The 7,577-nt window shown below is 48.9% G+C and carries 5 protein-coding genes; all 5 read right to left on the reverse strand.

Annotated elements, in window-relative coordinates:
* A partial coding sequence (locus tag VN105_RS11320) for a RagB/SusD family nutrient uptake outer membrane protein (protein ID WP_325640885.1) occupies window positions 1–1,025 on the reverse strand: 1,025 nt, incomplete at its 3' end.
* Window positions 1,026–1,042: 17 nt separating this feature from the next.
* Complete coding sequence (locus tag VN105_RS11325; protein WP_325640887.1) at window positions 1,043–4,372, reverse strand: TonB-dependent receptor; 3,330 nt, start codon at window positions 4,370–4,372, stop codon at window positions 1,043–1,045.
* 245 nt (window positions 4,373–4,617) lie between these two features.
* Window positions 4,618–5,808 (reverse strand): FecR family protein, encoded by a 1,191-nt coding sequence (locus VN105_RS11330; RefSeq protein ID WP_325640889.1) that lies wholly within the window; start codon window positions 5,806–5,808, stop codon window positions 4,618–4,620.
* 78 nt (window positions 5,809–5,886) lie between these two features.
* Window positions 5,887–6,456: an RNA polymerase sigma-70 factor gene (locus VN105_RS11335; RefSeq protein ID WP_325640891.1), complete on the reverse strand. Its 570-nt coding sequence runs from the start codon at window positions 6,454–6,456 to the stop codon at window positions 5,887–5,889.
* A 186-nt stretch (window positions 6,457–6,642) separates the two neighbouring features.
* The coding region (locus VN105_RS11340; RefSeq protein WP_325640893.1) for a hypothetical protein at window positions 6,643–7,577 on the reverse strand (935 nt) is incomplete at its 5' end.

The raw sequence follows: 7,577 nt of genomic DNA on the forward strand, positions 1-7,577 counted from the left end.
GGGCCAATGTTCTGGTCAACAGCCGACAGATCTACGAACTTCGTGAAGAAAGGAGGCAATGTACCTCCGGCCGGTGAAGGATAATTGATCTTAATACCCCATTGTTTACGCTGATCGCCGGCAGGATAGCTATCAATAAACCAGGTCGCCGGCAGCAGCATGGGCAGATAGCCGGGAGAAGGACAGGCATAACCATGCATTGGTCCGCCGGATCTGCCGGGAATGTATTGCTTTTCCCAGATAGATTCGGAGGTATAAGCTACGTTATGAAAAACATCGGCATAGTTATCTTTCAGGCTGAATTTACCGGAGGAGATCACTGCCAGTGCCATATCACGCGCTTTTGCATAGTTTTCTGTTTTGCGAAGCGGGTTACCCGTCATGGCCAGGTAAACTTTTGCCAGGGTAGCAGTGGCTACCAATTTGTATACACGGCCCTGTTGCGGTGCTGCTTCCGGCAGATTAGCAGCGGCGAAATCCAGGTCGGCTAACAGTTGCGCATATACGTCGGCCTGTGGTGTACGGGGCAGTTGCACATCTTTATAGTTGGTGGCTGCTTTTAAAGGCATGGGCACATCTCCGAACATCTGCACCAGGTAGAAAAAGGCATAGCCTCTTAAAAAGCGGGCTTCTGCAGTGAGCTGCGTTTTCTTTGCATCACTGAGAGGCGCTGCCGGCAATTGTTCCAGGATGAAGTTAGCGTTTTTGATCATACCATACGGCTTACTCCAGGCGGTACCGGATGCATAAAAGTTGGCAGACGGCTGGTTCTGGTAGATGGGCAACACCTGTTCGCCGGGTTGTGGTGTGCCGTATATATCAGAGAACATATCGTTCAGTTCGGGCACATATAAGGGCAGGTCGCTGTATACACCAATTACAGCCGATTCATAACTTTCGGGGTTGGTAAAAAACGTACCCGGGCTGATAGAAGATTGCGGATGTTCTTCCAATGTTTTCTTACAGGAAGAAAATAAAAATAAAGCGCCGCATATAATGACAAAGTATAAAAAGCAGGATTTCATCTCTCCACATTTTAATGTTAAAAATTAACTTTAGCACCTACCGTAATAGATTTGGTGGAAGGGTAGTTACCCCTGTCCCAACCATTCACTGTTGGAACCGCCCATGATACTTCCGGATCATAGCCTGAGTAATTGGTGAGCGTTAACCAGTTTTGCGCGCTCACATATACCCGTATGCCGGATAATTTTGCGAATGATAACTGTTTGGCGGAAAAGGTATAACCAATGGTGATATCCCTGAGCCGCAGGTAGGAGCCATCTTCCACCCATAAGGTATTGGCATAGTCACGGATGGAGTTGCCGCTGTTCGCTGAAGGTTTATCAATGGTATTGCTGGTACCCGGCCCCTGCCACCTGTTATCGAATGCAGCTTTGGTAGGCGTCCATTTCCCATTCATGATGATATTGTACTTCCTGAATTCGTTTACAATATCATTGCCATAGGAACCTACCAATAATATAGAGAGATCAAAATTCCTATAAGTGAAATTATTGTTGAAGCCGAAGGTGAACTTAGGTTCCAGGTGAGATATCACGGTGCGGTCGTCCTGGTCGTTTACGGTACCTTTTCCGTCCCAGTTTTTAAACTTGTAGTCGCCTGCATGTTTGGAGGGTTCTCCGTTGGCAATGGCTTCCTGGTCGGTTTGATACACGCCTTCCACGGTATAGCCATACAGTTGCATCATCGATTGTCCTACAATGGTAGGAAACCAGTTGCCGCCGGCGCCTATTTCCTTGTAGGTGATCTTATTGCCCTGTGCATCTACGCCAAGGTCCAGCACTTCCGTGCGGTTCCTGGTAAAGGTGAGCGCTGATTCCCAGGTGAAAGCGCCGCGGATATTTTCTGTATTCAGCTGAAATTCAAAACCCCTGTTTTCAATAGCGCCTACATTCTGAATAACGGAGCTGTAGCCACTGGAGGAAGGCAGACTTACCGACAGTAATAAATCGTTGGTGCGTTTACGGTAGTAATCGGCAGTAAGCACAATTCTATCGCCCAGCATGCCGAAATCAAAGCCGGCATCCAGTTGTTTGGTGGTTTCCCATTTCAGTCCCGGGTTGGCTAACGAGGAAGGAATAAATCCATTGTATTGGGTATTATTCAACACTACTGCCGTGGCGCTCATCGTGGCCAGTGTTTGATATGGATTAATGGCCTGGTTACCGGCAGTACCATAACTGAGACGGAGTTTCAGGTTGGATACGGTTTTGCTGTTACGCAGAAAATCTTCGCGTGATACATTCCATGCCAGTGCAGCGGAGGGGAAGAAGGCGAATTTGTTTTCCCCGCCAAACTTGGATGCACCATCATAACGACCCGTAACGGTGGCATAGTATTTTCCCTTGTAATTGTAATTGATCCTGCCGAGGTAAGATACCAGTTTATAATCGCTGTAACCGCTGGAAGGCTGCGCCGGCACTGCTGCTGCGCCGATGTTATTATTCTTGTAAAGATCGGAAATAAAGCCTTTGGCATCGCCGGTGGCGGTGACTTCACTGTTGCTTTGCTGGTAGGTGATACCGCCCACCGCATCCAGTGTATGTTCACCAAAGGTTTTGTTATAGCTCAGGGTATTTTCATTGATGAAGGTGAGGTTGTTGTTAAATGTTCTGTGCGCAATACCCGATACCGGGTTGCCGTCTTTATCCGTACTGCGGCCAATGGTAATAGTGCCGGGTGCATAATAATCATCTTTGCTATCGTTCTTATCAATACCGGCGGAGAGTTTCAGTACCAGCCCGGGTACAATTTTATAATTGAGCGCTACATTACCGATAATGCGCATAGCGTTACTCGGTTGGTATAATTCTTTGGAGATGCCTACCGGGTTGCTTTCTCCCCAGGGTACGCCGGTAAAGCGGGTGTATGAACCATCCGGATTGTACACCGGCTGCGTGGGAGGTATCACCATGGTGGTCCATGGAACGCCGCCGCCGCCTTCCGCCCCCTGGTATTGGGCCTGGGAGTACTTCGACTGTTGCAGTGATAAGTTAGAGGTAACATTAAAATGTTCTGATAACTGCTGATCCAGGTTTACGCGGAAGGAGAATCTTTTGAAAGAAGAATTTTCGATGATACCATCCTGGTTGAAATAACCAAAGGAGGTAAAGTATTTGGTAGTTTCGCTGCCGCCGGATACAGATATGTTATGATCCTGCACGGGGGCTTTGCGGTATACAAGATTTTGCCAGTCGTTTCCCCTGCTGCTTAGAGAGTCTATCTGCGCATTGGTCCATGGTAGGGGGGTACCATCGTTTTTGGCGACTTCATTCTGCAGAGTAGCAAATTCGCGTGCGTTCACGAGATCAATTTTTTTACGGAGTTGCTGTTGTCCGTAGTACCCGCTGTAAGCCACCCTGGCTTTTCCTGTTTTGCCTCTTTTGGTAGTGATCATCACCACGCCATTGGCGCCCCTGGAGCCATAAATAGCGGTGGCGGATGCGTCTTTCAGTACTTCCATTCTTTCAATATCATCGGGGTTTAGCTGGGCAGTGAGGCCATCGAGCGGAAGGCCGTCCACCACATAAAGCGGGTTGCTGCTGGCGCCGATAGAGGTGGTTCCCCTGATCTTGATCCGCATAAATTCGCCGGGCTGTCCGGAGGCCTGGTTTACCTGTACACCAGCTACGCGGCCCTGCAGCGCCTGTGAAATGTTCGACACGGCATTTACCTGGGTGATCTGGCCGGAGGTAACGGAACCTACCGCCCCTGTGAGGTCTGATTTTTTAGTGGCGCCGTATCCCACCACCACAATATCATTGAGTGAGCTGGAAGAAGGAACGAGTGTAATTACCAGGTTACTGATATCTTTATTGAGATCGATCTTCTGCTCATAGGTAGAGAAGCCTACAAAGCTCACGCGCAGGGTATAATTGCCGGGTGTGACACCGTTGATAGAAAACGCGCCTTTGGCATCAGACAGGGCGCCCTTGTTGCCCGGCAGCAGTACTACCGTAGCGTTTTCCACGGGTTGGCCTTTATCGTCCAGTATGGATCCGTTCAGCGTTTGTAACAGCATGGGGGCGCTGTTTCCGGGCGCCGGAGGAGCAGCTGGTTTTTCCTTTACCACGATGATCCTGTTACGTATTTCGCAGGTAAAGGGCTGGCCGTTTGCAATCACGCGAAGGGCATCTGCCAGCGGCATATTTTTTATATCCAGCTCCAGGGGATGTGCTTTTTTTACCAGGGCGGCATCAAATACAAAGGCGTACCCGGTTTGTTCCCGGATATGATCAAATACCTGTTCAACAGGGATCTGGTGGCCTTTCAGGGTAACCGCCTGGGCGAATGTTTTAGCGCTTACCTGAAGAAATGTTAGTAAAAGCAGACAGGAAGTCAGTTTCATAACCAGGAATATTTGTGTGCGCCGCTTCTCAGCACACAGTGGAATTTTGATAATGGAGTGTTGTTCCATAATTTTGTACAGTTTGGATGCTTAAAGTTTCTGTTGGTCAATATGTGTGGCTGCGAAACAGGGGATCCGGATATTCGCCGGAAGTGTTGCAAGCGCTTCCGGTTTTTTCGTTTCCCCCGGGAACTACATCATGTTTTCATACGTGTTGGCGGTTTAGCTGGTAAATGATCAGGAATTTATAATGGTTGTACGGTGATTATTCTGCCTTTCATGTCGAAATGTACTTTGCCGGTGGCCTGCAGGGCATCCAGCAGTACGCAGATGTCTTCTGTTTTGGGAATAAGGCCGGAGAGCTTTACCTGGCTGGCATCTCCCTTATAGGCCACTTCCACATCATACCACCTGCATAGCTGGCGCATAATATCTTTGATACCGGCTTCGCGGAAGCGGAACTCCCCGTTTTTCCAGGCGAGGATCTCTTTAAAATCGGCTGTTCCCAGTTTGAAGCGGGATTGCCCGTTAGGCAGGTTGGCACGCTGGCCGGGTTTTATCATTACACTGTCGGCCCCATTGGAGGCTGCTACCGATCCTTCGAGCAGGGAGGTGCTTACGGCTGCTTCATCATTATAGGCCATGATATTGAATTTGGTGCCTAATACCCTGACCTTCATTTCATCCCGGTGCTGATAGCCGGCCACTTTCACGATAAATGGCATTTTGCGGCCGTTTCCGGCGATGGATGGCCTTACTTCAAAATACCCTTCGCCGGCAAGACTAACCTCCCGTACCGGGCCTGTAAATGCCGTAGGAAAGCGAAGGGAGGAGGCGGCATTGAGCCATACATCCGTTCCATCGGGGAGGGTAATGCGGTATTGGCCGCCACGGGGAGTAGTGATGGTATTCCAGGATACCGCGGCGCCGTTACTGCCGGATGCCTGGTAAGTAAGGGCGCCGTTATTGAGCTTAATTACTTTGGTATTGCCCTGCCGGCTGAGTAATCCGTTGTCTGCATTGTCGAGCAGGATGGTATCGCCATTGGCCAGGGTAAGTACGGCCTTATTACCGCCGGGGATCACTTTCCCCGGAGTGGTATTGTTTTGGGCTATCTGTTTTGCGGTTGTGCGCTTTCTCATTTCCAGGAAAAACCAGGTAGCTCCGGCCATGCCTATCATTACCAGGATGGCCGCCGCCAGGCGGGTAGCTGTAAAAAAGCCACGGGAAGGCAGTGCCGGAGCGTTTTCGTGAATGGTTTGCTGCAGCCGCAGGTGAATGCGGTCGCGTATTTTTTCGCGGAGCGCCTGCTCGCCGGCTGGTATCTCAATGAGATCATCCGGTAAGCTATAGTACCATTTATTCACCAGCTGTTGCTCTTCAGGAGTGGCGTTGCCTGCCAGGTAATGGTTGATGGCTTCTTGTAATTCCTGCATAAATATCCAGGTGATAATATACCTGCCAGTATATAAGTGAGCCGGGAAACAGAAATTACCTATGCATCTTCAAAAAAATTAAAAAAAGATAGAGAAGAAGGAGTGGAGGATATGTTTCATCTTCAGCCGGAGATGCTGGATGGCCTTATTCAGCTGGTTATCTACCGTTTTGGGACTGATGCCCAGGTGTTGGGCAATTTCCCTTGCACTCATCCCGTTTTGCCTGCTGTAGCGGAAAACCACCCGGCATTTTTCCGGGAGGTTGTCCACTTCTTCATGAATGAGCTGGAGGAGATGCCGGTAATGCAACCTGTTTTCGAGGGAAGCATCGCAGGGATCACCAATGGATTGCCGGTATTTATCGCGGTATTCCTTTTTCCTGAAATGTGCGATGGTCATATATTTCACGGCAGCAGCCAGGTAGTTTTTCAGATCGGATGCCTGTAGCTGCTGCCGGTTGCGCCATATACTGGCAAATACGTCGTGTACAATATCTTCCGCCGCAGGCAGGTCTTTAAGGCGGTTGTATGCCATACCCAGCAACAACTCCCAGTAACGGTGATACAAAGCTGTAAATGCAGCTTCATTGTTCTCCGCTATCATAGATACCAGTTCTCCGTCACTCAGCGTTTGCACCCCACTTGACATACCGCTAATAATTATACATGAAAAATACCTGCCCTGAAAAAGTTGCTTTGGTTGTTTATTATGCTTCGATTCCCGAAATTCAGGTAGAAGGTAGGTATTCGTTGCGGTAAAAGAATGAAGTTGATAAAAAAATATTGATAAAAAGGAAAATTATATCGGAGATAAGACAGCCTGCCATAAAGCGTATTAACGCCACTCCATAATATCGTTGCAAAGTTCCCAGGTGCTCTCGCTGTCTCTTAATTTTATCTGTGTCACGCGGTTATCCGCGCCGTCGTTTACATTATATTGTTGCCCGTCTGCCGGGATAATAGTGAGCTGCCACCGTTCTATGGCATTGTTTTCACCCACATAATCGGTGCCGATCAGCAGGTGTTTCCCATCGGGTGAAAATACAGGATAGCCTTCTTCCTCGTTGCTGCTTGTTACCTGTTTCATATCGCTGCCGTCTGCATTCATGAGCCAGATATGCTTCCCGCCGGCAAAGGCAATTTTGCTGCCGTCGTTGCTCACGGCTACGTGGTTCCAGTCGCTGAAATTGAGCGTGGCCACCACATCCCCATAGGTATAGCTGTTGTTCAGCCGGTAAATAACATTTCCAACGGTGCAGAGAATACTTTTATCCGGCATCCAGCAAATATGTCCTTTTACCTTTTTTCCGCCAATGGTTACTACTTCTGTTATCAATTTTCCCTGCATATCCAGTATTAACAATCCTCTGTCGAAGGTAGGCTCCACTGCAATAAGGCTCATATCCGGCGAAAATAACGGTTGTGTAAAGCTGCTCAGTTCTGTTCCCTTTTTCTTAAACTCGGAAATGGTTTGGCCATTGGCCATGTTAATGATGCGGTATATTTCCCCGTCATAATCATTGGGATCTCCAACGGATTGGATCATTTTACTGCCATCGCGGCTGATATCCCATGCGTGCCGGTCGGCATCATAGGCAAGCGCTTTTGACCTTACGCCGCTGCCGAGGTCCAGTTTATAGGTGATAGCCAGCCCGGCGCCTTCGGACCAGTCGTAATAGATGCTGCCTGCACCAAAATGGTTACTGCCGCCACCGGGGCCATCGCCATCTTTTTTACTGCAGGAGGTAAACAGCAGCATAATAACTGCTG

It is taken from the genome of Chitinophaga sp. (genome assembly GCF_035564935.1).
GTDB lineage: Bacteria > Bacteroidota > Bacteroidia > Chitinophagales > Chitinophagaceae > Chitinophaga.

Coding starts and splice junctions, on each gene's coding strand:
- VN105_RS11330 (WP_325640889.1), bottom strand. CDS start 5,808: ATGCAGGAATTACAAGAAGCCATCAACCATTACCTGGCAGGCAACGCC.
- VN105_RS11335 (WP_325640891.1), bottom strand. CDS start 6,456: ATGTCAAGTGGGGTGCAAACGCTGAGTGACGGAGAACTGGTATCTATG.
- VN105_RS11325 (WP_325640887.1), bottom strand. CDS start 4,372: ATGAAACTGACTTCCTGTCTGCTTTTACTAACATTTCTTCAGGTAAGC.